Source organism: Paraburkholderia sp. PGU19 (assembly GCF_013426915.1).
Classification (GTDB): domain Bacteria; phylum Pseudomonadota; class Gammaproteobacteria; order Burkholderiales; family Burkholderiaceae; genus Paraburkholderia.
In genome coordinates this window covers 204,638-228,819 of the sequence record NZ_AP023180.1, presented here as the reverse complement: position 1 = coordinate 228,819, position 24,182 = coordinate 204,638, and the positions used below count along the sequence as shown (strand labels likewise).

Below are 24,182 nucleotides of genomic sequence, written 5' to 3'. Positions count from 1 at the left end.
AGACCATCATGGATGCCATCTCCTACGAACGCGCCGCCGATATCACCAGTGCCGTGCGCGCCGCGCAGCAGCCGGGCACGATGTTCATCGGCGGCGGCACCAATCTGCTCGATCTGATGAAAGGCGGCGTGACGCGGCCCGTCAGACTCGTCGACATCACGCGCATACAAGGGCTCGATATCGTATCGACGCTGCCCGACGGCGGCATGCGCATCGGCGCGCTCGTGCGTAATAGCGACGCCGCGAATCATGCGCTGGTGCGCGAGCGGTATCCGTTGCTATCGCAGGCGCTCCTCGCGGGCGCATCGGCGCAACTGCGCAATATGGCGACCGTCGGCGGCAATCTGATGCAGCGCACGCGTTGCCCGTACTTCTACGACACCGCGTTCACCGCCTGCAACAAGCGCGATCCGGGCAGCGGCTGCGCCGCGATCAACGGCCACAACCGCACGCATGCGATCCTCGGCGCGAGCGCGCAATGCGTCGCCGTGAATCCTTCCGATATGAGCGTCGCGCTCGCCGCACTCGATGCAAACGTGCGCGTGAGCGGCCCGCAAGGCGAGCGCGTGATTGCGTTCGGCGAGTTTCATCGGTTGCCGGACGAGCGCGCCGATCTCGACACCACGCTGCGTCCCGGCGAACTCATCACGTCCGTCGATCTGCCGCCGCCGATCTTTAGCGAGCACGCGTATTACCTGAAGGTACGCGACCGCGCGAGCTATGCGTTCGCGCTGGTGTCCGTCGCGGCCGCGCTGCAGATGGACAGCAACAACGTGCGCAGCGCGCGTATCGCGTTGGGCGGGGTCGCGCACAAGCCGTGGCGCGCGACGGTGGCCGAGCAGATGATCGCGGGCAAGCCGCTCGATAACGCCACATTGAAAAACGCCGCCGCCGCGGCACTGAACGACGCGAAGCCGCTGCATGACAACGCGTTCAAGGTGCGGCTCGCGCAGAACGCGATCGTGCGCGCGGTGAACCGGGCAGCGGGAGGTGTCGCATGAATACGATGATCGGACATCCGCTCGATCGCACGGATGGTTTGCTGAAGGTGACGGGCGAAGCGCGCTACGCGGCCGAGTTTCCCGAAGCGCGTCTTGCGCATGGCGTGCTGGTGACGAGCACGATTGCAAAAGGCGAGATCGCGTCGATCGACACGAGCCGTGCGTCGGCGTTGCCGGGCGTGCTGCTCGTGATGACGTACCAGAACGCGCCGCGCCTGCCGAACGGCGGACGGCCCGCGCTCGCGCCGCCGGCGGGACGGCATCTGTCGCTGTTGCAGGACAACCAGATCCATTACAGCAACGAGCCGATTGCAGTGGTGGTCGCGGATACGCTCGAACATGCAACGGATGCCGCGCGCCAGTTGCGCATCATCTATGCGGCGCAACCGGCGGCGCTCGATTTCACGCAGGCCAAGTCCAGCGCACACGCGCCCGACAAGCCGCAAGGCCGCCAGACCGACACGTCGCGCGGCGACTACGATGCGGGGCTGGCGGCGGGCGTGGTGCGCGTCGACGCCGTCTACACGACACCGATGGAGCATCACAACCCGATGGAGCCGCACGCGACGATGGCCGTGTGGGACGGCCCGCAACTGACGCTCTACGATTCGACGCAGGGCGTGACGGGCACGCGCACCTCCGTCGCGAAGACGCTCGGCATGTCGCCCGACGACGTGCGCGTGATCTCGCCGTTCGTCGGCGGCGGCTTCGGCTGCAAGGGCTCTGCATGGTCGCATGTGGTGCTGTGCGCGATGGCCGCGAAGCAGACGGGGCGGCCCGTGCGTCTCGCGCTGGAGCGTCCGCAGATGTTCGGCTCCGTCGGCGGGCGGCCGTTCACCGAGCAGCGCATGGTGATCGCCGCGAAGCGCGACGGCACCTTGACCGCAATGCGGCACGACAGCTTCTCGAATACGTCGATGATCGAAGACTGGACGGAGACCTGTTGCATGGTCTCGCGGATGATGTACGCGGTGCCGAACCAGGTGACGACGCATCGTCTCGTGCAGCTGAATGTCGGCACGCCGACCTTCATGCGCGCGCCGGGCGAAACGACGGGTTCATGGGCGCTCGAAACGGCGATGGACGAACTGTCGTATCAGCTGAAGATGGACCCCATTGCGCTGCGCCTGAAGAACTACGCGGAGAACGACCCGCAGGAGAACAAGCCGTGGTCGAGCAAGGCCTTGCGCCAGTGCTATAGCGTCGGCGCGGAACGCTTTGGCTGGTCGCGCCGCAAGCCCCAGCCGCGCTCGATGCGCGACGGCAATACGCTGATCGGACTCGGGATGGGCACGGCGACGTATCCCGCCAATCGCAGCGAAGCGGCGGCGCTTGCGCGCATTCTGCCGGACGGCACGGCGATGGTGGTTTCCGGCACGCAGGACCTTGGCACGGGCACGTACACGGTGATGACGCAGGTCGCGTCGGACGCGCTCGGCATTGCGCCGGAGAATATTCGTTTCGGCCTCGGTGATTCTTCGCTGCCGAAGGCGCCTGTTTCGGGCGGGTCGCAGTCGGTCGCGAGTGTGTCGCCGGCCGTGCGCGACGCGTGCGATCAGGCGCGTGGCAAGCTGGTGGCGATGGCGCTGGCCGATCGTGGTTCGCCCGTGTTCGGTGTGGCGCCGGATGATGTTGTCGTGCAGAACGGTTGGGTCACGAGCCGCGCCGATCCTTCAACGCGCGATCCGATCGCGGCGGTGCTTGCGCGTGCGGGCGGGCAGCCGATCGAAGCGACGACCAGCACGAAACCCGGCGACGAGAAGCAGCGTTACTCGTTTCATTCCTGGGGCGCTGTGTTCGCCGAAGTCCATGTCGATGCCGATCTCGGGTCGATTCGTGTGGCCAGGCTCACCGGCGTTTATAACGTTGGGCGGATGCTCAATGTGAAGACTGCGCGCAGTCAATTGATGGGTGGGCTTGTTTGGGGAATCGGTGCCGCGCTCGAAGAGGCGACGACGCTCGATAAGCAGTATGGACGGTTTATTAATGCCAATCTCGCTGAGTATCACGTCCCTGTGAATGCCGATGTTGGGGCGCTCGATGTGCTTGTGCTCGATGAGCCTGATCCTTTTATTAATTCGCTTGGGTCTCGGGGGATTGGGGAAATTGGTATCACTGGCGTGGTGGCGGCGATTGGGAATGCTGTTTATCACGCCACCGGCGTGAGGGTTAGGGATTTGCCTATTACTTTGGATAAGGTTGTGATGGGTTGAATTTTTTGCCGCTGCGCGGGGCGAGGGGCTCGGCGGGTTGACTTCGTGACGCGGGTGGTTTGGTTTGCTTGTGTTTTCGCTGGCATCCGCGCTTTGTTAGCTTGCTTCAGGCGTCGCCCCTGTGCGGGGCGGCACCTACTTTTCTTTGCCGCCGCAAAGAAAAGTAGGCAAAAGAAAGCGGCTCACACCGCCAGTTCTTGTTCTTGCCTGAGGGCCCCCAACGGCTCCTACGCCTCATACGGCAACGCCCCTGTTCACGTTCGTTGCCGACGCTTCGAATGAACGCCTCACCCACTTCAAACACCCGTACAAAGGCGAACGGCAGCGAATGGCATGTGCCGCCCAGGTGGCAAACGGTGTGTAGGTTGTCGCGGCGTATAGCTTGGCGCTTTTACATGGTGGCATGCGTGCGCTATCGGTCCGGAGTGAGGCGTGTGGGGCACTACGGCCTACACACCGTTTGCCACCTGGGCGGCCGTGGACTATCTGGCATGGCATGCGGCGACGCGGGGGCACGAAGCGGGTGATGCGCAGTGCAAGAGCGCTGGCAACGAATGGGGGTCACGTGATTGCCGTGTGAAGTGAGGGACCGGTTGAGGGCCCTCAGGCAGGGAGAAATGTTGGCGGTGTGAGCCGCTTTCTTTTGCCTACTTTTCTTTGCGGCGGCAAAGAAAAGTAGGTGCCGCCGCACAGGGGCGACGCGTGAAGTGAGCTAACGCATCGCGGATGCCAGCGCAAAGCACGAGCAAACCAAACCGCGCGCGCCACGAAGGCATAACGCGGATGCCAGCGAAAAGACAAACCGCGGACGCCAGCCCAAAGGCAAAAAAACCAAACCGCCGCCAAGGCGCCCTAATTCCGCCAATTAGCCTCATAAAACCGCACATACCCACTGCGCAGTACAACACACTGAGCCCGAGTCTCGGACAACAACCGCCGCGTAGCGGCCTCAATCCTCTCGCGATGCGTCGAAAACGCACCCATCATATCTTCGAGCCGCGGCGACGCGGCCCCAAAGTGATCTTCGAGAGCCTCGGCGGTGATCGTGCATTCCACCCTTTGCCCATCGACCATAGCCGGAAACGCCAGAGTCAGCTCGCGCCCCGAGTACTCAGGGACTTCTTTCGGGAAAATGATCTGCATGGGAACACCTTGGTCGAACAACACACCGCCGAGGACCGCGCGTGCCCCTGTTCAAGCCTCCGTTATGGATCGCAGCGCGGGCTGTCAACCGCGAACACACGCCTTTATCGCGCTCGCTCCGCAGTTGATCTCAACACTGTAGACGACTTCCGGCGCGCCGCAAGTTTTGTTTCGCCACACGCCAGCATGGTGCCGCCATGCACTGCGAAACGGCATCCAACCCACGCAGAAAGCGTCACCAACCCCGGACAATTACCCACGCGAAAACCCTTAATAATGCGGCAGCGCAGCGTAACGACGCGTCTGAAACCTAAAACTGAGTGGGCAGATGAGGATGATGTTCGTGCGGCCCGACATCGTCGGCGGGATGCTCGGGCGGCGTCTTGCCGGGAAGATCCCGGGGCCACAGCGTAAGCATCGTCACGCACCCCGCGATGCCGATCGCAATCGCGATCACGCCCGCCCAGATCTCGCCATTCAGGTAGTACAGCGAACCGTGGATCGACAGTCCGATGCCGCCCAGTGCGATGAAGATCGCAAGCGTGGCGAGGACGACTCTCAACTCCATGCGCACCATGACGTTCTCCTCGAAATGGCGCTGTCCGGGACGTCACCAGCGCGGTCCCAGTGGCGGCATGCGGCGCGAACGCGTGCCTGTCTAGGATCATTGCACTTCTGTACCAGAAGGCAAGCGGAACACGCGCCACGCGTCCTCCTGTAAGATGGACCGGCATGAATCGGCATAGACCGACGGCCTCCCCGGCTCGCGCAGCCTGACTGCGCAGCTTTCATCAGGCATGCGGTGCTGCAGTGCAAAAGCGACGCGATCGCACAATTTGTCTGCACGAAGCAGCACGCAGAATGCACAACATCGGAGACATGCAGTGACCCAACGTTCCGTCACGCCGTCCGTCACGGGCCGCGCCGATGTGCTCGCGCAGGCGCATGCGCGTTCGCGCGATTTCGGCCTGCGCGCATCCGAGGCGCCCGACTTCCATCCGCTGCGGCCGGTCGCGCTGCGCGATCTCGTCGACTGCAACCGTTCGCTGTATGCGCACGCCTTGCCCGTGATGGAAACGCTGCACGCGCAAATCGTCGATACCGACAGCATGGTGCTGCTCACCGACAGCAACGGCGTGATCCTGCACAGTCTCGGCGACAGCGATTTCGTCGAGAATGCGGAGCGCGTCGCGCTGTGTCCGGGCGTGTCGTGGTCCGAGGCGCATCGCGGCACGAATGCCGTCGGCACCGCACTCGCCGAAGGCCAGCCAACCGTCGTGCACGGCGGCGAACATTTTCTGCAGGCCAATCGCATCCTGACCTGCTCGTGCGCGCCGATCGCCGATCCGTACGGCCGCACCATCGGCGCGCTCGACGTGAGTGGCGACCCGCGCGGCTTTCACAAGCACACGCTGGCGCTCGTGCGCATGTCGGCGCAGATCATCGAAAACCAGCTGTTCGCGAACCAGTTCGGCGATGCCGTGCGCGTGCGCTTTCATGCGCGCAGCGAGTTCATCGGCACGCTGTTCGAAGGACTCGCCGCGTTCGGCGCCGATGGCGCGTTGCTCGCCGCGAACCGCAGCGCGCTGTTCCAGTTCGGCCGCCCGCTCGACACGCTGCTCGGCCAGCCCTTCGAGCTGCTATTCGGCTCGGCATTTCCCGCCGCGCTCCAGAAAGCGCTGCGCGCGCCCGGCGAATGCCTGACGCTGATGCTGCCGAGCGGCGTGCGCGTGCTCGCGCGTGCCGAATACGCGGCACGCCCCGCGTTTTCCGCAGATTCAGGCGGCCCGCGCACGGCCACGCCGTCGTCGTCCGTTGCGCCGTCGTCGGGCAAACCGCGCGCGGCCGCCATCACCTTCGCCACGCTCGACACGGGCGACGCGCGGATGGCCGCCGTCCTCGATCGCGTCGAGAAAGTGCGCGGCCGCGACATTGCGCTGCTCGTGCTCGGCAAGACGGGCACCGGCAAGGAATGGCTCGCGCGCGCCATGCACGCAGAATCGCCGCGCCGCGACGCGCCGTTCGTCGCCGTCAATTGTGCGTCGCTGCCCGATACGCTGATCGAAGCGGAACTGTTCGGCTATGAGGATGGCGCCTTCACGGGCGCGCGAAAGCGCGGCAACGTCGGCAAGATCGTGCAGGCCGACGGCGGCACGCTCTTTCTCGACGAAATCGGCGATATGCCGCTCGCACAGCAGGTGCGTCTGATGCGCGTGCTGCAGGAACGCTGCGTCGTGCCGCTGGGCGGCACGCGCGCGGTGCCCGTCGATGTGCGCATCGTCTGCGCGACGCACCGCAACCTGCGCGCGATGATCGAAGAAGGCACGTTCCGCGAAGACCTGTATTACCGGATCAACGGCCTCGTCGTCACGCTGCCCGCGCTCGCCGAGCGGACAGATCTACCCGTGCTCGTCGAGCGGATTCTGGCGCGACTGCGCGACGACGAGCCCGACAGCGAGCGGATGCCCACCCGTGTGTCGGCGGAAGTGCTCGAATGCTTCGCGCGCTGCCGCTGGCCGGGCAATCTGCGCCAACTGGCAAACGTGCTGCGCACGGCGGGCATCATGGCCGAAGGCGCCGCCGAAATCGACGTCGAGCATCTGCCCGACGATTTCCTGCACGACTGCGAGCCAGCAAGCGACGAGCGGTTGCGGGCGCCGCCTGCCGTCGAGTCATCCGCGCCGTCCGCGCCTCAGCGGCCCGCGCGCATGGAAGAGTTGCAGGCCACGCTGATCGAGCAGACGCTCGCGCGTAACAACGGCAACATCTCGGCGGCCGCGCGTGAGCTTGGCCTCGCACGCAACACGGTGTACCGCTACATGCGCATCCGCACGACCCACTGAACGCCCATTGCGCTCCCCTGCCCGCAGCGCGCCGCCTCGCGCTGCGTTAAGCTTCGTCCTGACCCCACGAATACCGACTCCGGTCGCGCATCGACGGATGGCTTCCAGGCACGAACTCAAACGCTATCGCACGAACCTCGCCGACGAACTCGACAGCGCCGCGCTATACGAAACGCTGTCGCGCGTCGAAAAAGATCCGCAGCGCCGTACGCTGTTCACGCAGCTCGCGAGCGCGGAACGCGTGCACGCGAACCTCTGGGCAAACAAGCTGCACGCGAACGGTGCGCGCGTGCCGCCGCACCGCCACAGCATCAAGACGCATCTGATGCGCGGCCTGATTCATACATTCGGGCCGAAATTCGTGCTGCCGTCGCTCGCCGCCGCCGAATATGCGGACCGCGACAAGTACGCGAACCAGCCCGACGCCGCGCAGCTATCGAAAGACGAGCAGCATCACGCCGCCGTGATGCAACAGATGGTCGCCGACGTCAAAGGTCAGCAAGCCTTGCCGTCGAAAGGCGCGCAAATCGCGGCCGCCGAGTCGTGGCACAGGAACGTGACGTCGGGCAACGACCTGCGCGCCGCCGTGCTCGGCGCGAACGACGGTCTGGTGTCGAACTTCTGCCTGATCATGGGCGTCGCGGGCGCGGGCACGGGCAACAAGGCGATCCTGTTGACGGGGCTGGCCGGGCTGATCGCAGGCGCGTGCTCGATGGCGCTCGGCGAGTGGCTGTCGGTGACGAATGCGCGCGAACTCGCGCGCACGCAGATCGCGAAAGAGGCCGACGAAATCGAGCACACGCCCGAAGCCGAGCAGCACGAACTGGCGCTGATCTACCAGTCGAAGGGAATCGACGCCGACGAAGCGAAGCGCGTCGCCGCGCAAATCATGCGCGACAAGCAGAAAGCGCTCGACACGCTGACGCGCGAGGAACTCGGCCTCGATCCGGCGGAACTGGGCGGCAATCCGTGGACGGCGGCGGGCGTGTCGTTCTGTCTGTTCTCGCTGGGCGCGATTTTTCCGGCGATGCCCTTTCTCTGGACGCATGGCACAGCGGCAATCGCGCAGTGCGTCGCGTTGAGCGCATTCGGCCTCGCCGCTGTCGGCGTCTTCACGTCGCTCTTCAACGGCCGTGGCGCCGCGTTCTCGGCCTTCCGTCAGATCGTGATCGGCTTGATCGCGGCCGCCTTTACGTTCGGCGTTGGACGGCTTCTCGGCGTATCCATTTCGTGAGCGCGATGTCCAGCGAAGAACCGTCCCGCAGCGCGCCGCTGCATGAATCGAATGAGGAGCGGACCTTCACGGTGCGTGTCGAGCCGCTCGGACGCACGTTCGATGCGCCCGAATCGCTCACCGTTCTCGAAGCTGCGGGTTTCGCGAATCTGCATCTGCCGCGCATGTGCCGCAACGGCACGTGCCGGACATGCCTTTGCCGGCTGGAATCAGGCAGCGTGCGCTATACGGTCGAATGGCCCGGCGTCAGCGCCGAAGAAAAGGCGCAGGGCTACATCCTGCCGTGCGTGGCCGTCGCGCAGAGCGATCTGGTGCTCGACGCGCCCGACGCCGCCGATATTCCATCCGCGCCGGCTACGCCGCCCGTCCGGCGCTTCTAGTCGATCGGCGCTAGTTGATGGGTGCAAAGCGCGGCACGGTCTGCCCTTCGTGCTCGATCATCTCGAAGAATACCGATGCCGGCCGCGTCCAGATGGTGCCGTTGTCGGCGCGATAGACGATCATCGTGATGCTCGGGTCCGATTCGAGCGTCGCCTCGCAGATGAACTCGTAAATGCCGCCCTTGTAGTGTCGATAACGTACGGTCACAGTCGTTTCCTCACTGATGCATGATTGGACAAAGCAGCGCGAGCGGCACGCAGCCGCATGCGTCAGCTCGCGCCCTCTTTCATCTGCTTCAGGTGCTTATAGACTGTTGCACGCCCCATGCCAAGCACGTTCGCGACATAGTTCGCCGAGCTTTTGCCGCGAAACGCGCCTTCCGCATAGAGCGCTTCGACCAGTTCACGCCGGTGCTCGCGCGTGAGTCCGTTGAGACCGATCTGCCGCTCGCGCAGCCAGCCGTGCAGGAACGTGTTGATGCGCTCCTGCCAGTCGTCGCGGAATAGCTCTTCCGGCTGCGCGACGACGCCTGCGCCCTTGATGAACAGATCGAGCGTCGAGCGCACGTCGTCGAATACGGCGATGTTGAAATTGATGCACAGCATGCCCGCCGGCTGGCCGTTGTCGTCGAACAGCACGTTGCTCACGCAGCGCATCCGGCGGCCGTCCCAGTTGAGCTTCTCGTACGGGCCGATCACGCGCTCGCGTGCCGAATGCTCGGTTTCCTCGAGCGCGGAATCGTCGCCGATTTCCCGCTTCGACAGATTGTTCGCGAGATACAGCACGGTCTGATCATGCAGATCGTGGATCACCACTTCCGCGTACGGGAAGAACAGTGCGGCGATGCCGTCCGCGATGGGCGCATAGCGGGTCAGCAGCAGATCCTTGACGGGGGACGTATTCTTCTTGCGCATCGGCGGGCAGGGGCAGTCTTCGCGGGGTATTCATGATGCCGCTGCGGTTGTCTCGCTCGACCCGCAGCGGCGGCTGATCGCCATTGTAGCTATTGTGCCTGGTCTCCACGATCCGTCAGGTGGCGATAAAGCTCGCTGGCGATCGCGACGTCTTCGAGGCCGAGGCCGATCGAGCGGAAGAACGCGTGCCGCACATACGCGGGCTTCTCGCAGGTGCCAGCCAGCAGCGACGGCAGATCGCCCTTCACTTTCTGCGGCGACCAGCCGTGCTGCGCGGCGAGCTTCATCTCGCCGGCGCTCGCGGGCGTCGTCGCGCGATAGTCGCAGTAGACGTCCATGTCCGGCAGCCACGCCGGGTCGATTTCGTGCGCGTTCACGGCATTCGTGCTGATCGACGTGATGAGCGCGGGCTTCGTCAGTGCGTCGCGCGGCAGCACGGGCGTGCCCGACGACGTGCACAGCATCACGACGTCAGCATCCTTCACACACGCTTCGATGCTCGCGCTGGCTTCGGCGCGTGCATCGGCGGCTTGCACGGCGGCGCGCTTCGCATCGCTGGCGGCGAGATCGGGCGAAAACACGCGAATCGATTCCCACGCACGCAGCGGCGCGACATGCCGCAGATGCGCGAGGCCGACCGCGCCCGCGCCGATGATCGCAAGCCGCTTCGCATCGGTGCGCGCAAGCTGGTCGACGGCGAGCGCCGTGGTGCCCGCCGTGCGCTCGGTGGTGAGCAGACCCGCGTCGCACCACATCAGCGGCTGCCCCGTTTCCATCGACATCAGCGCGGTCCAGGCCGTGATCACCGGCTTGCCGCCCGTCACGATATACGGCGACAGCTTCGCGCCGAACACCTTCGCGTCGGCGAGCACGCCTAGATAGGTAATGAAGTCGCCCGCGCCGTTCGGGAACAGCGTCAGCGTTTGCGGCGGCTGCACCGCCTCGGCGGAAGCGAGCGCGCGAAACATCGCGGTCAGCGCGCGGCGCACGTCGAGCGCGGGCAGCGCGGCACGGACGGCCTGTTCGTCAACGGCGAGTGGCAAGGCGGTCATCATCGAAATCATCTCCTCAGGCGACGCGTGATGCGTCAATTGCAATTGCTGTCCGATCGGCAATTCGACGGAAACGTAGACTTATAGTCTACTTGAGACTGTGCCAATTTGGACAAAAAAGTCTCGTTTCGGACGTGTGGAGTGTGCGCAAGGCGACCCGTACAGATAGGCTTTTCGCGGCTCCTGCCCTTTCCGTGTAAGGCCTGGAAGGAAACAGAACAACATTTTTGATCACTGGACTATCGTATTCCCTATAGTCCATACTGGACTTTCAGTCTATATTTCCACTGCACCGCCGCTTGTCGCGCGTGGTCCGATCATCAACGACAGGAACCGTCATGAACCTGAAGCTCTCCTTCGCCGCCGCCGTCCTTGCCATGACGGCGGGCGCCGCCTGTGCGCAATCGTCCGACACGTTGCGCTTCGGCATCGAAGCCGCCTACCCTCCGTTCGAAAGCAAAACTGCGTCGGGCCAGCTCGAAGGCTTCGATGTGGACGTCGGCAACGCGGTCTGCGCGAAGATGAAGGTGAAATGCGTGTGGGTCGAGAACGCATTCGACGGGCTGATTCCTGCGTTGCAGGCGCGCAAGTTCGACGTGATCAACTCGGCGATGAACATCACGTCCAAACGCAAGGAAAGCATCGCGTTTACGCCGCCCATTTACGTCGTGCCCATCGTGATGATCGCGAAGCGCGGCTCCAATCTGCTGCCGGACGTGAAGAGCCTGCAGGGCAAGCGCGTCGGCGTGCTGCAAGGCTCGTCGCAGGAAGACTTCCTGAAGGGGCACTGGGCGAATGCGGGCGTGCAGATCGTGTCGTATCAGGACCAGGATCAGGTGTACGCGGACCTCGCCGCGGGACGTCTGGACGCCGCCGTGCAGGAAGCGCAGACGGCGCAAGATGGTTTCCTGAGCAAGCCGGCGGGCGCGGGCTTCGATATGGTCGGCGAGCCGCTGAAAGATCCGTCGACGCTCGGCGAAGGCACGGGCTTCGGTCTGCGCAAGGGCGACAAGGCACTGCAGGCGAAGGTCGATGCCGCGCTCGCCGAGCTGAAGAAGGACGGCACGCTGACGGCGCTGTCGCAGAAGTACTTCAAGCGCGACATCATCGCGAAGTGATACGCTGCTGAGCCGAAGCCGGCCGCACCTGACGCGGCCCCGTCGACTCAATGCGCGAGCGCGTGGCGACACGCGCTCGTTGCGCTTCTGACGCATCACTCAACATCATTTCAATCGCTATGGATTTCGACGTCATCGTGCTGGGCGCGGGCATCGTCGGCGTGTCGTCGGCGTTGCATCTGCAGGATCGCGGGCGGCGCGTCGCGCTGGTCGACCGGCGCGCCCCGGCGAGGAGACGAGCTTCGGCAACGCGGGGCTGATCGAGCGCTCGTCGCTCGTGCCGTACGGCTTTCCGCGCAAGATTGGCACACTGCTGCGCTACGCGCGCAACCAGTCGACCGATCTCTACTGGGACTACAAGGCGATCCCCGCTTACGCGGCCTGGCTCGCGCGCTTCTGGTGGGAATCGTCGCCGCAGCGGCTCGCCACTGCCGCGCGCGACCTGATGCCGTTGATCGCCGCCTGTGTCGACGAACACGACAAGCTGATCGCGCGCGCGGGTGTCGGCCAGCTCGTGCACGACGGCGGCTGGATCGAGGCGTTCCGCACGCGCGCCGCGTTCGACAGCGAAGCGAGAGCATCGGAAGACGCGATCCGCGAGCATGGACTGCATGTGAGCGTGCTCGACGCGGCCGCGCTGCATGCGCAAGAGCCGTCGGTGGGCGAAGGCATCGTCGGGGCGATTCACTGGAAGGACCCTAAAAGCGTGCTGAATCCGGGCGCGCTGGTGAAAGGCTATGCGCGGCTGTTCGAAGCGAACGGCGGGACCTTCGTCACTGGCGATGCGGCGACCTTGCGTTCATCGGGCGATGGGTGGACCGTCGAGACGCAACACGGCACGCTCAGCGCGAAAGAAGTCGTGCTCGCGCTTGGGCCGTGGTCCGATACCGTGTTCGAGCCGCTCGGCTATCGCATTCCGCTGCGCGCGAAGCGTGGCTATCACATGCACTATCGGCCGGCGCGGCAGATGCTGTCCGTGCCTATTGTCGATACGGAACGCGGCTATGTGATTGCGCCGATGGAAGGCAACCGCCTGCGCCTGACGACGGGCGTCGAGATCGCGGAGCGCGGCGCGCCGCCGACGGGCATTCAGCTCGAACGTGTCGAGCCGCTCGCGCGTGTGACGTTTGGGCTGGGAGAGCGCGTCGATGACAAGCCGTGGCTCGGGATGCGGCCTTGCACGCCGGATATGCGGCCTGTGATCGGGCCGGCGCCGCGTCATCGTGGGCTGTGGTTCGCGTTTGGGCATAACCATCATGGGCTGACGCTCGGGCCTGTTACCGGGCGGCTGCTCGCTGAGATGATGACTGGGGAGACGCCGTTTGCCGATCCGAGGCCGTTTCGGGTGGAGAGGTTTGGGTGAGGGGCTCGGTTCGGTTTTGGTTTTTGGGTGTTTCGGCCTTTGCGCTGGCATTCGCGTTTTAACTTCGTGGCGCGGTCGGTTTGGTTTGCTCGTGTTTTCGCTGGCATCCGCGATGCGTTAGCATGCTTCACGCGTCGCCCCTGTGCGGGGCGGCACCTACTTTTCTTTGCCGCCGCAAAGAAAAGTAGGCAAAAGAAAGCGGCTCACACCGCCAATCCTTGTGTTTGCCTGAGGGGCCCCCGCAGGGTCTTACGCTTCACACGGTAACCTGCTTGTTCCGCGTTCGTTGCCAGCGCGCTTGCGGTGCGCCTCACCCGCTTCACGCACCCGCGCTGCATCATGCCGTGCCAGATAGTCCACCGCCGCCCAGGTGGCAAACTGTGTGTAGGCCGTAGCACTCCACACGCCTCACTTCGGACCCGATAGCGCACGCGTTCCACCCTGTAAGAGCGCTACCTTGTACGACGCGACAACCTACACACAGTTTGCCACCTGGGCGGCACATACCATTCGCTGCCGCTCGCACGTGTGCGGGTGTTTGAAGTGGGTGAGGCGTTCATTCGAAGCGTTGGCAACGAGCACCGACTAGGGCACTGGAATGTGAAGCGTGGGGACGTTGGGGGCCCGTGGATAGGAACACAGGCTGGCGGGGTTCGCCGCTTTCTTTTGCCTACTTTTCTTTGCGGCGGCAAAGAAAAGTAGGTGCCGCCCCGCACAGGGGCGACGCGTGAAGCACGCTAACGCATCGCGGATGCCAGCGCAAACACAAGCACACCACATGTTAGCCCTCAAACCACATCTACCCTGAACGCCGCCGTCAACTCACTCAACCGTTTAGCCTCATCCGCCAACGCGGCCGCGGTCGCCGCATTCTCCTCGACCAGCGCCGCGTTCTGCTGCGTCACTTCATCCATCTGCGTAACAGCAAGGCTCACTTCCTTGATCCCGTCGCTCTGCTGCTGCGACGCCGTCGCAATCTCGCCGACGATCTTGGCGACCCGAGAAATCGCGGTCTCGATATCGCGAATGGTATCGCCCGCACCCGTCGCGATCTGCGCGCCATGCGCGACGCGCGACGTCGAATCCGCGATCAGCAAGCCAATCTCTTTCGCCGCCGCAGCGGACCGTTGCGCGAGACTGCGCACCTCGCCCGCGACGACGGCAAAACCGCGCCCCTCCTCGCCCGCCCGCGCCGCCTCGACAGCCGCGTTCAGCGCCAGAATGTTGGTCTGAAACGCGATCCCTTCGATCGCCGTGATGATGCCCGTCATCTTCGACGAGCCTGCGTCAATCAGATGCATCGTCTCCACAAGGCTGCCGACCGCTTCGCGCCCGTGCGCCGTCATCGACGATGCGTCCTCCGCCAGCTTGCTCGCGTGCTGCGCGTTCTCGGCGTTCAGTTGCACCGTCGACGTCAGCTCGTCCATCGCCGCAGCCGTCTGCTCCAGCGACGCGGCCTGCTCCTCCGTCCGCTGCGACAGATCCAGGTTGCCCGCCGCGATCTGCTGCGTCGCAGCCGCGATCGAATCGGAACCCTTGCGCACCGTCGTGATCGTCGCGCCGAGTTTGTCCTGCATCGTCGCGAGGCCATGGAGCAGCGTGCCCATTTCGTCCTCGGAACGGATCTCGACGCGCGTGCGCAATTCGCCCGATGCGATCGCGTCGAACTGACCGAGCGCGTCGCGCATCGGCGACATGATCGCGCGGCGCAGCGCCCGCCAACTGAGGAACGCGACACCCAGCCCGACGACGATGCTAGCGATGCACGCCGTCAGCAGCGTGCGGAACGTCGCGGAAGAATGATCGGCGGCGGCCTGGGCGGCGGCGTCGAGATATTTTTCCAGCGCGCCCTGGCTCGCGTTCATCGCCGAGTACAAGCCGATCAGATGATTCGCGCGGCTCTCGTCCATCCAGCTCGTGTCGCCGCTGCCGATCGCCTGGATCAGCTGGTCGATGCCGTCGCGCATGACGGCCGTGCGTTTGGCGTCGAGATCGTCGGTGAGGCGCTGCAGTTCGGGCGTCTTCGGCAGTGCGCGGAAGTCGGCCCACGCCTTGTCGGCGTCGCCGAGCAGGCGCTTCGCGCGGTTCAACTGCTCGCCAAGCTGCGGCGAATTCGGATTGCTCATCGCCCAGTCGAGACCGAAGCGCGCCCGCGACATCGCCGTCCCCGAGCGCCCCAGCGCAACCACCGACGCGAAATTGACCTCATACGCGTCGCGCTGCGCCCGGTTGCTTTTCGCCATGCCGAAGATGCCGAGCGCGCCCGTCGCGATCAGCAGCACGCCGAGGAACGCGATCGTCGTCGCGATCCGGGCGTTGATGGTCAAGCTTTTCATGTTGTCTGGTCTCTCGCTGTCTGCCTGCTTTTCGCCGATATGTCGGTCGCTTTTTGTTCCATATTCGAAACATATATCCTTATATGGAACCAACGCCGAGTGTAAGGCGAAAAAAATCAGCAGACCACTGCTCATTCAGCGCGCGTTGTGAGACCGCGACAACGGATCAACCCGTTGCCGTCACCCCGGCGCGTGCATATAGAACAACAGCAGCGACAGCGAAACGAGCGAGCCGAGCGTCGACAGCAGAATGGTCTGCGACGTGATGTGCGCCTCGCGCTCATAGAACTCGGCGAGCATGTAAGGGCCCGTGCCTGTTGGCAGCGCGGCGAGCAGCACGGCCATGTCGACCATCGGCGTGGGCAGCGCAAACACCCGCGCGGCGATCCACCATGCGAGCGCCGGCTGCGCGATCAGCTTGATGGCTGTCAGCACGAACGACGTGACTGGCTCGGCCGCTTGCTCCGCCGGCGTGCGTTTTTCCGCGAGGAACAGCCCGAGGCTCACCAGCGCGCATGGGCTCGCCGCGCCGCTCAGCAGCTTCAAAAAGGTCTCGACGCTATGCGGCAGCGTGACATCCGCGCTCGCCGCCAGCACACCGAGGATCGGCGACGCGATCAGCGGATTCCTCAGCAGCCGCCACACCACTTTCGCGCCGAGCTTGTGCGGCGTGCGCTCGGTCTGCAAGCCGATCTCGATCAGCACGATCGCGAGCGCGAACAGCACACAGGCGACGATGATCGTCGCGATGGTAGTCGGCGTGAGGCTTGCCTTGCCGAACGCGAGTAGTCCAAGCGGAAAGCCGATGTATCCCGTGTTCGGATACGACGCCGCAATCGCGTCGACGCTCGCATCGGCAAGATGCCTTCCGCTCGCGAGCCGCGCCAGCAGCACGACCACGAACACGCCCGCACAGGCAATCGAGAACGTCGCGATGAAGGCCGGCTGATCGAGCTGATGCCAGGTCGAATGGGCCATCGTGTCGAACAGCAGTGCGGGCAGCGCGAGCCACACGACGAAGCGGTTCAGTTCGGAAGCGGCCGTGGGGCCGAGCAGATTGCGACGGCGGCAGAAAAAGCCCGCGAAGATCAGCGCGAAGACAGGCAGCAGGATTTCGAGCGTAGACAGCATGAAGTTGCGGCAACGAAGGTAAAGAGGACAGAAACGCGTAAGGGTAAGCGTTTACACCTATACAATCCAATGCCGAATCAAACCTGCGACGATACTTTTTTTGCATCATGCTCGACGTCAAGCCGCTTCGCTACTTCGTCACGCTCGCCGAAACGCGCCATTTCGGGCGCGCCGCCGCGCGGCTGAACCTGTCGCAGCCGCCGCTGAGCCGGCAACTGGCCGCCCTCGAAGCATCGCTCGGCGTCACGCTGATCGAGCGCAGCCCGCGCAGCGTCGCGCTCACGGCAGCGGGCGAACGCTTCTATGAGGATGCGAAGGCGATTCTCGCGTCGATCGAGCAGGCGGCGAAGAATGCGCGCGCGGCGGCCATCGGCGACAGCGGCCAGTTGACCATCGGCTTCACGATGTGCGCCGCGTACAGCGTGCTGCCCAGCTATGCACGCGCGTACGGCGACGCCTGGCCCGGCGTGACGCTGAACCTGCGCGAAGTCGTATCGAACGATCTGGCGTCGCAGGTGCTGAGCGGGCAGATCGACGCCGCGATCATGTTTCCGGGCGCGCAAAACAAAGATCTCGATACCCGAGCGATCTTCACCGAGCCGCTGTGCGTCGCCCTGTCGCGCGAGCATCCGCTCGCCCGCGCGCGACAACTGAAAATCGGGCAGCTCGCGCACGAGCCGTTCGTGATGGCTTCGCAAGCCGTGTCGCCGAGCTTGCGCGCGACCATCGTCGATCATTGCGCGCAAGGCGGCTTCACGCCCGATGTGCGCTTCGAGGTGCAGTTGCAGCAGACGGTGTTGAGTCTCGTCGAAGAAGGCGTCGGCATCGCGCTGGTGCCGGAGTCGATGCGCAAGGCGCAACTGGCGGGCGTCGTGTTCAGACCGCTGGCCAACGCGCCGACGATTTCGCAGATGCTCGTCTGGTCGCCGTCGAACCGCAACCCATGTCTGGCGCGGTTTCTGGACATTGCCTGGAAGCGGCGAGCGGATCGAAACGGAGAAGAGCGCCGCGCGTCTGCGCATTCGAGCACAGACGCGGGAAAGCAGCGTTACAGATAAGCCGAGTTGCGCGCCGCTGCCGCCGACGCGCGCGCGATGCGTTCGCTGCGCTCGACCAGCGCGCCGAACAACAGGCCGATCGTGGCCCACATGATTGCCTGCATGCCGAGCGCCGTGAAGCGGAACTTCCACAGCACGACGGCCGGGAACGCTTCGGGCACTTCATTGACAGTGGGCAGCGCGATCTGGATCGCAGCGATGATCGCGATGAAAACGATGCCGCCCACGATCGACGCGTTCCACACCCCGAGCCGCGGTATCAGGTGCTTGCGGACTTTCATCGAGAACACCGCCACGACGAGCGACGTGACGATCATCAGAAAGAACAGCCCCGTGCGCATGCCGATCGTATCCGGGTCGCCGACGGAAGGCGGATTCGCCGGGTACTTGATGGTCGGCACCAGCACCACGGCGACATAGGCGCCCACCGCGAGCCACGCCGACAACGCACGCGCGCCAAGCCGGCCAACGCGTCCGTGCAGATACGCGAACGTCAGCGCGAACAGCCCGCCGAACGCCATGCCATATGCGACGACGCCCGTCAGCAGACCGAGGCCCGCCTGCGTGCCGCGGCTGACGAGCTCTTCTTCGTGATCGTGACCACCGCTCGCGTCACCGTGATCGTGCGCGGCCTGCATCTTTTCTTCGAACGAGATCGCCGTATCGACCAGCGGCTCGCCTGCGACGCGCGCGAACGCGAACGTCAGCAGACCCGCGACGATGCCTGCGAGCATCCCTCGCATCAACAACTTACCCACCATGGTGATGACTCCCTTACGCGATCAGTGGCAAGGAAAGCCGAGCAGATGGCGGCCATCGTGCACGAATTCATGCACGTACATGCCGGGAATCAGCGACGTCGCGCCCTGTTCGGCGCCGACGAAATACAGCGCGAGCAGCATCAGCAGGCCGCCAAAGATGATCCACGGCAGCAGTTCGCGCAGCGGGATGGGGTGATGGCAGGTTGATCGGTCTGACCGGCGTGGTCGAGAACGGCGTCGTTCATGACGGACATCTCCTTGGGGTTACGCGCCCCGATAGTCGAATGATGAGAGAGGTCGAAGCTTGGGTCTGGCTTCCGGCTTGTGTACAGCCTGTTGTGTACGCATTTGCTGCCGATTACAGTGGCGCGACCGCGCCGGGCTTACACCGGCTTCCGCGCTTCGAGTGGCGACTATTCTACGGCTAAACTGCGGAACGCTCTCTTCTTTCTTCCCATTTCCCGGACCCAAGGCCGTCGATGCGCACACGCCTGTTGTTGATCAGCCACCCGGCGACGGCCGCGCAGCGCAAAGGCACGTTCCCCGCCGACGATCCGCTCGATGCGCGCGCGGTCGAAGCAGCCACGGCGTTTCGCGCGTCGCATGCCGGCTTGCTGAACGCCGATGTGGCGCTCAGCAGCCCCGCTGCGTGCGCACTGGAAACGGCGCAGGCGCTTGGACTCGTGCCGAAGGCCGTGCCGGACCTCGCCGATGCCGATTTCGGCCGCTGGCGTGGCCGCCGTCTGCTCGACGTGGCGAACGAAGAAACGGACGCGCTCGACACGTGGACGCACGATCCGTCATCCGCGCCGCATGGCGGCGAATCGTTCGATGCGCTGACCTTGCGCGTCGGCGGCTGGCTCGATGCATTCGAGCATCACGGCACGGTCATCGCCGTCACCCATGCGGGCGTGATCCGGGCGGCGCTCATGCATGTGTTGCAGGCGCCGTCCTCGACATTCGCGCGTATCGAGGTTCCGCCCCTTTCCGTCGTCGAGCTGCAACGCCATGAGCGCGGCTGGGCGTGGTGGCCTGCGCCTGACCGTCAAACCTGAGACGCCCACGCGCGCTCACAGCGTCGGACACGACAGCACCTGCTGCGGATTGAGCGTCGTGCCCGGCATGCCGTCGGTGGCGGGCGTGCCCTGCGCCGGCGTCGCGATCAGGCGCACGGCATCCGTGCCCGCGTCCGCGAGCACGTAGCGCTCGGGGCGGCCTTGCGGCTGCCAGTACGCACGATAGATGCCGCCATCCTTCAGCACATGCAGCGTGCCGGGCACCGTCTTGCCGCCTGCGATGAAATCGACGGGCTCGCCATCGCGCAACGCAAAGCCGCTCGCGGCCGACACGCTCGATGCACCCGACGCGCCCGCCCCGCCACCCGCTCCCGCACCCGCCAGCACGCCGCAGGACGCATCGCCCGTTGCCGCGATCGCCAGTTGCGCGACGGTCCATAGCGCGAGCGGCGCGATCGTTCTGAGTGTCATGGCGAACCTCGTGTCGTCTGGAATGGTCTGGAATGGCGGCCTCATGGAGCCTTAGGCGCGTTGCAAAGCGCATACCCAGCACGGCGCGCGGACGTGAGACGACGTGAATTTTGACCGCATGGCACCGTACTTTTTGATGTGCGATAAGAGTCAGATCTTTCACCAGCGTTCACCGAAAAGAGGCAACCGATGGCTACGCTCGAAGCGTTTCGTACCGTGCTCGACGATGCACGCACGCCCGAGATCATCCGCAATCACATCATCGATTCGCTGCAGTACGCGCTGCGCAACCACGGCCAGGTTTTCACGTCGAAGGAAGTCGAATGGCTTGCGAAGTGGGACGACGCGCGCATACCGCTCGCCGCCAGCCGCGAGCTGCAAAAACGCCTGACGCAGACGACCGACTGAGCTCGCACAGCGGCCAGGCACGTGCGCCGCGCGCCAGACGGGCATGCTCCGCGAAAGCGGTCGAGGGAAAGTTTCTGCTACCCAAAGCCCTGTTTTTAGGGCATAATATATTTAACGCAGCGCTCTGCCCGCATCACCCGTCAACTTCTTCACCGTAACGCGTCAACGTATTCTCGTCTTCGCCGCGTTGCACTGATTGCATTGCATCCCAGCCGTCCCGTTATCGCGCAACATCATGCAGCGGCAACCCGGCGGTCTTCGTCACTCCGGCCACGCGCTGGACGCCTGAACCCGACGGGGTGACATTCGCTACGTTCGCTGCCCGCGCGGCATCAGCGTATTTTTCTCCATCCGTTCCGCGTTGATCGCGGTTGCGTTCGAGCCAGCGCATACGGCTCGCGCGAGACTTTTTCCATTGCGGCGCGCCCGATGGCGCTGCGCCGCCCGCTGCCTATTCGCCGCGCCTGCCCGTTGCAGTGACGCGCGCCGGCAGCCGTATCACAGGACTTTGTATATGACGATTCAAAGCATCAAGACCTACAAGGGCTACGAGATTCATCCGCTGATCTATCCGCGCCGCACGGCGAACGGCGTGGCGCACCGCAATTCGATCGACAGCGGCTACGACGCGTCGGTTCGCATCTGCCGCGTCGGCGCGAACGCCGCCGCCGACGGACGCGTGTTCCGCCTGTCGTATTTCCGGCCGTTCGAAGGCGCGGGCAAAGCACGTATAGCCTGCATGGAGCATGCCGCACAAGTGATCGACGGGCGGGTCGACGGACAATCTGTCTCCGACCTCTGATCACACGCGCGCCGCAAAAGGCGCGTATTACTGTCTCACCGTATCGCCGCGGCAGCGTACGCGCTGCCGCGCAAGTTACGCTGCGCGCCGCGCGCGGCACCCTTCCCTCATCGACCAGGAGTAATGCATGGCGAAAGAAGAACTGCTTGAACTGGACGGCATCGTCGACGAAGTGCTACCCGATAGCCGCTACCGCGTCACGCTGGATAACGGCGTGGTCGTGGGCGCGTACGCGTCGGGACGCATGCGTAAGAATCACATCCGTATTCTCGCGGGCGACCGCGTCACGCTCGAACTGTCGGTCTATGACCTGACCAAAGGGCGCATCAATTTCCGTCACAAGGACGAACGTAGCAGCGGCCCGCGTAGCGCACCAATGCGCCGCCGCTAAATGTAGCGGCAATCCACTGAAGCGTCCCGCGCTCATAACCGGCGCGACGCAATCGTGAATCGACGTACAGGGCAGTCGTCGATCACGGCAAAAGATGCGGCATGTGCAACGCATGCCGATCGATTCATCCTCGAAAGACCGCGCGCGGATCATCGCTCGCACTGGTCTGCATTCGCGTCACGACGCGCTCCTCCAGTTCCGCCAGATGCGCGCGCATCGCTTCGAGCGCCGCGCTCAAGTCTCCATCATCCAGCGCCTCGATCAGCTGCGCGTGTTCGTCGGCGGAGCATGTCGTGCCCTTCGATGGATCGTAAAGCGCCTTGTACAGCTCCGTCTTCGCGACGAGCTGCGCGACGAAACCCTGCAACTCCGCACTCCCTGCAATCTGCGTCAGCAGCACATGAAAGTGCCCCGCGAGCCGCACCTGCTCATCCACGCGGCCTTCCTTCAGCGCCTTCTTCTCGCTGGCGATATGCGCCTTCAGCACGCGCCTGTCCTGTGACGACAGCGCGCCGCATAGCGCGGTGACGATCCCCGCCTCGACGATCTGCCGCGCGCGATAGACCTGCCGCACATCGTCTTCCGACGGCGCCGGCACGAACGCGCCGCGATTCGCTTCCAGGACCAGCTTGCCTTCGAACCCGAGCCGCGCCAGCACCTTACGCAGCGCGCCACGCGTGCAGTTGAACGCGGCCGCGAGATCGCGCTCGACCATCTGCGCGCCCGGCCGCAGGCGGCCTTCGAGCAGCGCCGTGGTGATCGACGCGTAAATGCGGTCCTCGACGTTGTCTTCATCCGAGGCGGGCGGCGGTGTGTTCGGGCGTGTGGCCATGTTTTGCGATTGGGAAGATTGCGGCGGCGGCCGTATTTTAGCGGCGCGCGGCCTTGCACGCATGAAGCGTCGACAGTGTTGGTCAAATATCGGCGATAGCGGATTTGCATCGAATGGTTAACCATTTTACGTTATTATGGTCAACCAATGCTTTCGACTCATCCGTAGGACACCCCGTGAATCAGACTCCCGGCATCGATACCCCGCGCATTTCCCGACGCACGACATCCTCGGCTTTATCGTGGCAGGACGGGCTCTGGCTCGCGGTCGTCGTCGCGATCGGCGTCAATCTGCGGCCGCTGCTGACGTCGGTGAGCCCGTTGATGGCGACGATCCGCGCGGCCACGGGCCTCAGTTTCTCGGGCGCCTCGCTGCTGACGAGCCTGCCCGTCGTCGCGATGGGATTCGGCGCGTTCGGCGCGGGCTTGCTGACGCGCGTGGTCGGCGAAGCGCGCGGCGTCGCGCTCGGGCTGCTGGCGATTGCCGTCGCGTGCAGCGCGCGTCTGGCCGCATCGAGCGGCACGGCGTTGCTGATGACGGCACTCGTGGCGGGCATGGGCGTCGCCGTCATTCAGGCGTTGTTGCCGGGCGTGATGAAGCAACGCTTTCATTCACGCGTGCCGCTTGCGATGGGCCTGTTCTCCGCGTCGATCATGGGCGGCGGCGGGCTGGGCGCAAGTCTGAGCCCGTATGTCGCGAAAGCATCCGGTTCGTGGCACGCGGGCCTCGCGATGTGGGCCGTGCCTGCCGCGCTCGCCTGCGCGTGCTGGCTCACGCTGCAGCGGCGTGCATCGGCTTCCGATGGACGAGCCACCGCGCACCTTGCTGCGAGCCCGACGCACCCGCCCGTGGCGATCTGGAAGAAGCGCCGCGCGTGGGCACTCGGCCTGCACTTCGGCCTCGTCAATGGCGGCTACACGACGCTGGTTGCGTGGCTGCCCGCGTACTACCAGCAGCGCGGCGCGAGCGTTGCGCACAGCGGCTCGCTGCTCGCGGCGATGACCGTCTTCCAGGCCGCGTCGGCGCTGCTGCTGCCGCTCGCGGCAGCGTCGTTCCGCGACCGCCGGCCGTGGCTCGTCGCCGGCCTGTCCGCGCAACTCATCGGGATGGTCGGACTGCTTGCGTTTCCGGATGCGCTGCCGCTCGCGTGGGTCGCGATCGCGGGCGCTGGACTCGGCGGCACGTTCTCGCTGACGCTCGTGACGGCACTCGATCATGCCGACGATCATCGCCTCGCCGGCAGGCTCGTTGCGTTCGTGCAGGGCGTCGGTTTCATCGTGGCAGCGATTTCGCCGATCGTCGCGGGACGCTTGCGCGATCTGACGGGCAGCTTCACGGCCGCGTGGATCATGCTCGCGGCTTGCATCACCGCAATGATCGCGTTGACCTTCGCGTTCTCGCCACGCAGTTACGCACGCTGGCTCGGCGCGCGGTAAAACACTCTACGCGAGCAGGTCATTCACGACTGGCTCCGCATTCACTTCTTCGCGCCAAACAGGTGCAGCACACTGGGGCACGCACTGCCACGGTGCAACAACGGCATGCTGCCGTGACGGCTCGAAGCTGCGCGCAGCAAACGTGACAGCGATTGTCGTTTGGTGGCATACAAGTTGCAGTGTTACTGCATGCTTTCCGACAGGTCACAGCAGTTACGCGACTGCTGCCCACCCGGCGTGAAGCGCGATGCAGAACCCGCAATCCGACGAATGAAGCT

Annotated in this window: 22 protein-coding genes, 2 pseudogenes and 1 riboswitch; of the genes and pseudogenes, 13 read left to right on the top strand and 11 right to left on the bottom strand. The window is 64.7% G+C overall.

Features of this window, described 5'->3' with window-relative positions:
• Positions 1-8: 8 nt before the first annotated feature.
• Together H1204_RS18650 and H1204_RS18645 are read left to right on the top strand one after the other, a co-directional pair.
• Complete coding sequence (locus H1204_RS18650; protein ID WP_180732192.1) at positions 9-1,001, top strand: xanthine dehydrogenase family protein subunit M; 993 nt, start codon at positions 9-11, stop codon at positions 999-1,001.
• Positions 998-3,214, top strand: coding sequence for a xanthine dehydrogenase family protein molybdopterin-binding subunit (locus tag H1204_RS18645; protein ID WP_180732191.1), 2,217 nt, complete (start codon positions 998-1,000; stop codon positions 3,212-3,214). Before H1204_RS18650 ends, H1204_RS18645 begins: the two co-directional genes overlap by 4 nt.
• Positions 3,215-4,066: 852 nt before the next feature.
• Here the strand turns inward: H1204_RS18645 and H1204_RS18640 are convergent.
• Positions 4,067-4,357 carry a DUF1488 domain-containing protein gene (locus H1204_RS18640; RefSeq protein WP_007745759.1) on the bottom strand — a complete coding sequence of 97 codons (291 nt, stop codon included), beginning with the start codon at positions 4,355-4,357 and terminating at the stop codon, positions 4,067-4,069.
• 310 nt (positions 4,358-4,667) lie between these two features.
• Positions 4,668-4,934: a DUF2964 domain-containing protein gene (locus H1204_RS18635; RefSeq protein WP_180732190.1), complete on the bottom strand. Its 267-nt coding sequence runs from the start codon at positions 4,932-4,934 to the stop codon at positions 4,668-4,670.
• A 307-nt stretch (positions 4,935-5,241) separates the two neighbouring features.
• Here H1204_RS18635 and H1204_RS18630 point away from each other — a divergent pair, with 307 nt between their 5' ends.
• The 3 genes from H1204_RS18630 to H1204_RS18620 all read left to right on the top strand — a co-directional run bounded on the left by H1204_RS18630 (position 5,242) and on the right by H1204_RS18620 (position 8,814).
• Positions 5,242-7,200 carry a sigma-54-dependent Fis family transcriptional regulator gene (locus H1204_RS18630; protein ID WP_180732189.1) on the top strand — a complete coding sequence of 653 codons (1,959 nt, stop codon included), beginning with the start codon at positions 5,242-5,244 and terminating at the stop codon, positions 7,198-7,200.
• Positions 7,201-7,297: 97 nt separating this feature from the next.
• The gene (locus H1204_RS18625) at positions 7,298-8,434 is read left to right on the top strand and encodes a VIT1/CCC1 transporter family protein (RefSeq protein ID WP_180732188.1); all 1,137 of its coding nucleotides are present in this window, start codon (positions 7,298-7,300) and stop codon (positions 8,432-8,434) included.
• 5 nt (positions 8,435-8,439) lie between these two features.
• Complete coding sequence (locus H1204_RS18620) at positions 8,440-8,814, top strand: 2Fe-2S iron-sulfur cluster-binding protein (protein WP_180732187.1); 375 nt, start codon at positions 8,440-8,442, stop codon at positions 8,812-8,814.
• 10 nt (positions 8,815-8,824) lie between these two features.
• Here the strand turns inward: H1204_RS18620 and H1204_RS18615 are convergent, their stop codons facing one another.
• The 3 genes from H1204_RS18615 to H1204_RS18605 form a co-directional block, all read right to left on the bottom strand.
• A complete protein-coding gene (locus H1204_RS18615) occupies positions 8,825-9,022 on the bottom strand; it encodes a DUF1653 domain-containing protein (RefSeq protein ID WP_180732186.1) in 198 nt (65 codons plus the stop codon).
• Positions 9,023-9,084: 62 nt separating this feature from the next.
• A complete protein-coding gene (locus H1204_RS18610; protein ID WP_042317040.1) occupies positions 9,085-9,729 on the bottom strand; it encodes a PAS domain-containing protein in 645 nt (214 codons plus the stop codon).
• A gap of 89 nt (positions 9,730-9,818) precedes the next feature.
• Entirely contained in the window at positions 9,819-10,784 is a 966-nt protein-coding gene (locus tag H1204_RS18605; RefSeq protein WP_180732185.1) for an ornithine cyclodeaminase family protein, read from the bottom strand.
• A 335-nt stretch (positions 10,785-11,119) separates the two neighbouring features.
• Here H1204_RS18605 and H1204_RS18600 point away from each other — a divergent pair, with 335 nt between their 5' ends.
• Both H1204_RS18600 and H1204_RS18595 read left to right on the top strand, forming a co-directional pair.
• On the top strand, positions 11,120-11,899 hold the full coding sequence (locus H1204_RS18600) for an ABC transporter substrate-binding protein (RefSeq protein ID WP_180732184.1): 780 nt from the start codon (positions 11,120-11,122) through the stop codon (positions 11,897-11,899).
• 119 nt (positions 11,900-12,018) lie between these two features.
• Positions 12,019-13,262, top strand: a pseudogene (locus tag H1204_RS18595) (FAD-binding oxidoreductase).
• Between the two features lie 788 nt (positions 13,263-14,050).
• On the opposite strand, the gene H1204_RS18590 reads toward H1204_RS18595, so the two are convergent.
• Positions 14,051-15,598: a methyl-accepting chemotaxis protein gene (locus H1204_RS18590; RefSeq protein WP_180732183.1), complete on the bottom strand. Its 1,548-nt coding sequence runs from the start codon at positions 15,596-15,598 to the stop codon at positions 14,051-14,053.
• Positions 15,599-15,778: 180 nt separating this feature from the next.
• Positions 15,779-16,729 carry an AEC family transporter gene (locus H1204_RS18585; protein WP_180732182.1) on the bottom strand — a complete coding sequence of 317 codons (951 nt, stop codon included), beginning with the start codon at positions 16,727-16,729 and terminating at the stop codon, positions 15,779-15,781.
• Positions 16,730-16,836: 107 nt separating this feature from the next.
• Between H1204_RS18585 and H1204_RS18580 the strand changes: the two genes are divergently transcribed.
• A complete protein-coding gene (locus H1204_RS18580) occupies positions 16,837-17,787 on the top strand; it encodes a LysR family transcriptional regulator (protein ID WP_180732181.1) in 951 nt (316 codons plus the stop codon).
• Here H1204_RS18580 and H1204_RS18575 read toward each other — a convergent pair.
• Entirely contained in the window at positions 17,778-18,548 is a 771-nt protein-coding gene (locus tag H1204_RS18575; protein ID WP_180732180.1) for a CbtA family protein, read from the bottom strand. The genes H1204_RS18580 and H1204_RS18575 overlap by 10 nt on opposite strands.
• A 21-nt stretch (positions 18,549-18,569) precedes the next feature.
• Positions 18,570-18,793: pseudogene (locus H1204_RS18570) on the bottom strand (CbtB domain-containing protein).
• 63 nt (positions 18,794-18,856) lie between these two features.
• A riboswitch (cobalamin riboswitch) is annotated at positions 18,857-18,945 on the bottom strand.
• A gap of 82 nt (positions 18,946-19,027) precedes the next feature.
• Between H1204_RS18570 and H1204_RS18565 the strand changes: the two are divergent.
• Complete coding sequence (locus tag H1204_RS18565) at positions 19,028-19,603, top strand: histidine phosphatase family protein (RefSeq protein ID WP_180732179.1); 576 nt, start codon at positions 19,028-19,030, stop codon at positions 19,601-19,603.
• A gap of 15 nt (positions 19,604-19,618) precedes the next feature.
• Here H1204_RS18565 and H1204_RS18560 read toward each other — a convergent pair whose 3' ends face one another.
• Positions 19,619-20,035, bottom strand: a complete 417-nt coding sequence (locus H1204_RS18560; protein WP_180732178.1) for a hypothetical protein — start codon at positions 20,033-20,035, stop codon at positions 19,619-19,621.
• Between the two features lie 189 nt (positions 20,036-20,224).
• On the opposite strand from H1204_RS18560, the gene H1204_RS18555 reads away from it, so the two are divergent.
• The 3 genes from H1204_RS18555 to infA all read left to right on the top strand — a co-directional run bounded on the left by H1204_RS18555 (position 20,225) and on the right by infA (position 21,636).
• Positions 20,225-20,443, top strand: a complete 219-nt coding sequence (locus H1204_RS18555) for a hypothetical protein (protein ID WP_007743363.1) — start codon at positions 20,225-20,227, stop codon at positions 20,441-20,443.
• 514 nt (positions 20,444-20,957) lie between these two features.
• Complete coding sequence (locus H1204_RS18550; RefSeq protein ID WP_180732177.1) at positions 20,958-21,245, top strand: hypothetical protein; 288 nt, start codon at positions 20,958-20,960, stop codon at positions 21,243-21,245.
• Between the two features lie 127 nt (positions 21,246-21,372).
• Entirely contained in the window at positions 21,373-21,636 is a 264-nt protein-coding gene (gene infA / locus H1204_RS18545; RefSeq protein WP_007743365.1) for a translation initiation factor IF-1, read from the top strand.
• 124 nt (positions 21,637-21,760) lie between these two features.
• Here infA and H1204_RS18540 read toward each other — a convergent pair whose 3' ends face one another.
• A complete protein-coding gene (locus H1204_RS18540) occupies positions 21,761-22,468 on the bottom strand; it encodes a GntR family transcriptional regulator (RefSeq protein WP_180732176.1) in 708 nt (235 codons plus the stop codon).
• Positions 22,469-22,644: 176 nt separating this feature from the next.
• On the opposite strand from H1204_RS18540, the gene H1204_RS18535 reads away from it, so the two are divergent.
• Positions 22,645-23,904, top strand: coding sequence for a cyanate transporter (locus H1204_RS18535; RefSeq protein ID WP_180732175.1), 1,260 nt, complete (start codon positions 22,645-22,647; stop codon positions 23,902-23,904).
• Positions 23,905-24,182 lie beyond the last annotated feature (278 nt).